3 protein-coding genes are annotated in these 2,588 nt (G+C 40.2%); all 3 read left to right on the top strand.

Annotated features, from left to right (window positions below):
* Positions 1-390: 390 nt before the first annotated feature.
* The 3 genes from F6K53_RS37060 (at position 391) to F6K53_RS37050 (ending at position 2,088) form a co-directional block, all read left to right on the top strand.
* Positions 391-1,059, top strand: coding sequence for a nitroreductase family protein (locus F6K53_RS37060; RefSeq protein WP_075902351.1), 669 nt, complete (start codon positions 391-393; stop codon positions 1,057-1,059).
* Positions 1,025-1,291 carry a hypothetical protein gene (locus F6K53_RS37055; RefSeq protein ID WP_293084554.1) on the top strand — a complete coding sequence of 89 codons (267 nt, stop codon included), beginning with the start codon at positions 1,025-1,027 and terminating at the stop codon, positions 1,289-1,291. The genes F6K53_RS37060 and F6K53_RS37055 overlap by 35 nt, the downstream gene beginning before the upstream one ends.
* 71 nt (positions 1,292-1,362) lie before the next feature.
* A complete protein-coding gene (locus F6K53_RS37050) occupies positions 1,363-2,088 on the top strand; it encodes a pirin family protein (RefSeq protein ID WP_293084552.1) in 726 nt (241 codons plus the stop codon).
* The last annotated feature ends 500 nt before the right edge of the window (positions 2,089-2,588 follow it).

The raw sequence follows: 2,588 nt of genomic DNA, 5'->3' as shown, positions 1-2,588 counted from the left end.
CAAGTAATTTATATGATGAACTGCGTTACCAAATTATAGAATTAGTAAGGGAAATATGAAATCGGGAATAGGGGGTTGATCAAACTCAAATTTATTTATCGAAAAACTAGAGTTTTAAACGGCGACAAAATTGCTAATTTATTCAACACTATCTATCCAAGTTTTGCTTGGCATTGACATCTAGTCAAATTGCCTCTTTACTAAGATTACTCTTTGCCTAATATTAGGCGTCAACCGTAAACTTTCAACCTGTCAACCTTCAACCTGTCAACCTGTCAACCTGTCAACCGTAAACTTTCAACCTGTCAACCTTCAACCTGTCAACCTGTCAACCGTAAACGTTCAACCTGTAAACCTTCAACCTATAAACCGTAAACCTTCAAATAACTTATGACCACAGAATTTTACCCCTCAATCGGATTAAAAGAAGCAATAGAACAGCGTCGTGCTGCCCGTTCATTTCGTCCTGATCCAATTCCCAAAGAAATCTTAACAGAAATTTTTCGCTTAGGAGTGCGATCGCCCTCCGGTTTTAATTTACAACCGTGGCGCTTTATAGTCCTACAAGAGCAAGCTAATAAAGAAAAGTTAAGAGCCTGTGCCTTTGATCAGCGTCAAGTAACAGAAGCTCCAGTTGTATTAATTTGTTGTGGCGATCGCCGAGTTACTCAAACCGATTACATTGAATCGGTGATTCAACTTGGTAAAAATGTTGGTGGAGTCAATGATGCTTATGCAGATTTTATGCGTAGCTCAATTCCTCAAATGTTTGAGTATCATGTCTCCTTTCAATCCCCCGAAACCTGGACAAATCGTCACACTATGTTAGCCGTTGCTCATTTAATGATTGTGGCAAAAAGCTTTGGAGTTGATACCTGTCCAATGGAAGGATTTGTGTCTGCTCAAGTTAAAGAAGCATTTAACATTCCTGCGGAAGTAGATGTGTGTTGTTTACTCCCCATGGGATACGCCGGTGAACCCTTTAAACTCTATGGTGGACGGTTTGATATCGAACAAGTTTACTATGGCGAGAGCTTTGGAGAATCATTCCAAGTCTAGTATAGCGGTTTTCAATTTGGTAGGGAGTAGGGAGCAGGGAACAGGGAGCAGGGAGCAGGGAGCAGGAAATAGAGGGCAGGGAACAGCGATAATCTCTTTACCTCATAGTTATGAAAAATCCTGTAATCACCAATCACTAATTACAAATTATAGCGTTTTCCATACTTATCAAGTAGATTCAATTTTGTTACCCCTACTCCCTACTCCCTACTCCCTACTCCCTACTCCATAACTGTCATAACCATGAAATTTAAATGAATACTAATTTACCAATAACTAATCAAACATTTGGAGGAAAACCAAATGACTGTAACCACAAACAATCAAAAAATAATCAAAATTCGTAAATCCTCTGAAAGAGGACATGCTAATTACGGTTGGCTCGATTCTTACCACACCTTTTCCTTTGCTAACTATTACGATCCCGCTCATATGGGATTTGGCAAACTGCGGGTAATTAATCAAGACCGGATTGAAGGTGGAACTGGATTTGGAATTCACTCCCATAGAGATATGGAAATTATTTCCTATGTCCTAGAAGGAGCCCTTGAGCACAAAGATACCCTTGGCAATACCACAGTTATTCGTCCTGGTGAAGTGCAACGGATGAGTGCAGGAAAAGGTATTGCCCACAGCGAGTATAATTATTCAGGCACTGACATCGCCCATTTTCTGCAAATCTGGATTTTACCGAATCAAACTGGATTAACACCAAGCTACGAGCAGAAATTTTTTGCACCAGACGAAAAGCAGAATCAATTAAAACTAGTTGCTTCACAGGACGGACGAGATGGTTCTGTGAGCATTCATCAAGATGTTAATGTCTATGGCACGAACCTGGATGCTGGTGCATCAGTAATGTACCAGGCTAATCAAGATCGTCATATTTGGGTACAAGTAGCAAGAGGTCAGGTCAAGTTAGATAATTACTTGCTACAAGCTGGTGATGGTGCTGCTATTTCTCAAGCGGAATCTGTGATGTTAGTGGGTCAAGAGCAAGCAGAGGTGTTGCTGTTTGATTTGGCCTGAATCTAGAGATGTCAGCATCTGTAAATCTGAAGTTACCGGTTTACTATTGGCTAATACCTTGATTTTTCCTTTCATCTGGGTAATATCATGTCAGGATAATTACCCTTAATAAAAATCTCCCCCATCTCCCCATCTCCCCATCTCCCCACACTTCCCGGGTTCCTTAATTATGGGTATTCAACCAGACTTGATATAAGTCCTATAGCCATTATTGATAGGGGTAAACATAGATAGTGTGTAGGAAACATTGCTGTATTCCTACACACTAATTTTGATTCATATTGTCTATTCACATGATAACTACGAATATCTCACATCTTGCACTATTATCAAGAAGCTTGGTTCATGTAGGGTGGGCAGTGCACCAGACAGATAATGAAGCTTGCAAAGCGCGTTGGTAGGCACTGCCCACCCTACGATTAATGACAATGGTGCAAGATCTCAGAATATGACTACTTTATAGTAAAAGATAATAGGTAATGGGTAATGGATAATGGGAA

The sequence above is a fragment of the Moorena sp. SIO4A1 genome (genome assembly GCF_010672065.1).
Classification (GTDB): domain Bacteria; phylum Cyanobacteriota; class Cyanobacteriia; order Cyanobacteriales; family Coleofasciculaceae; genus Moorena.
Note: the sequence above shows the minus strand (reverse complement) of the source record. Positions and strands in the feature narration are given on the sequence as shown.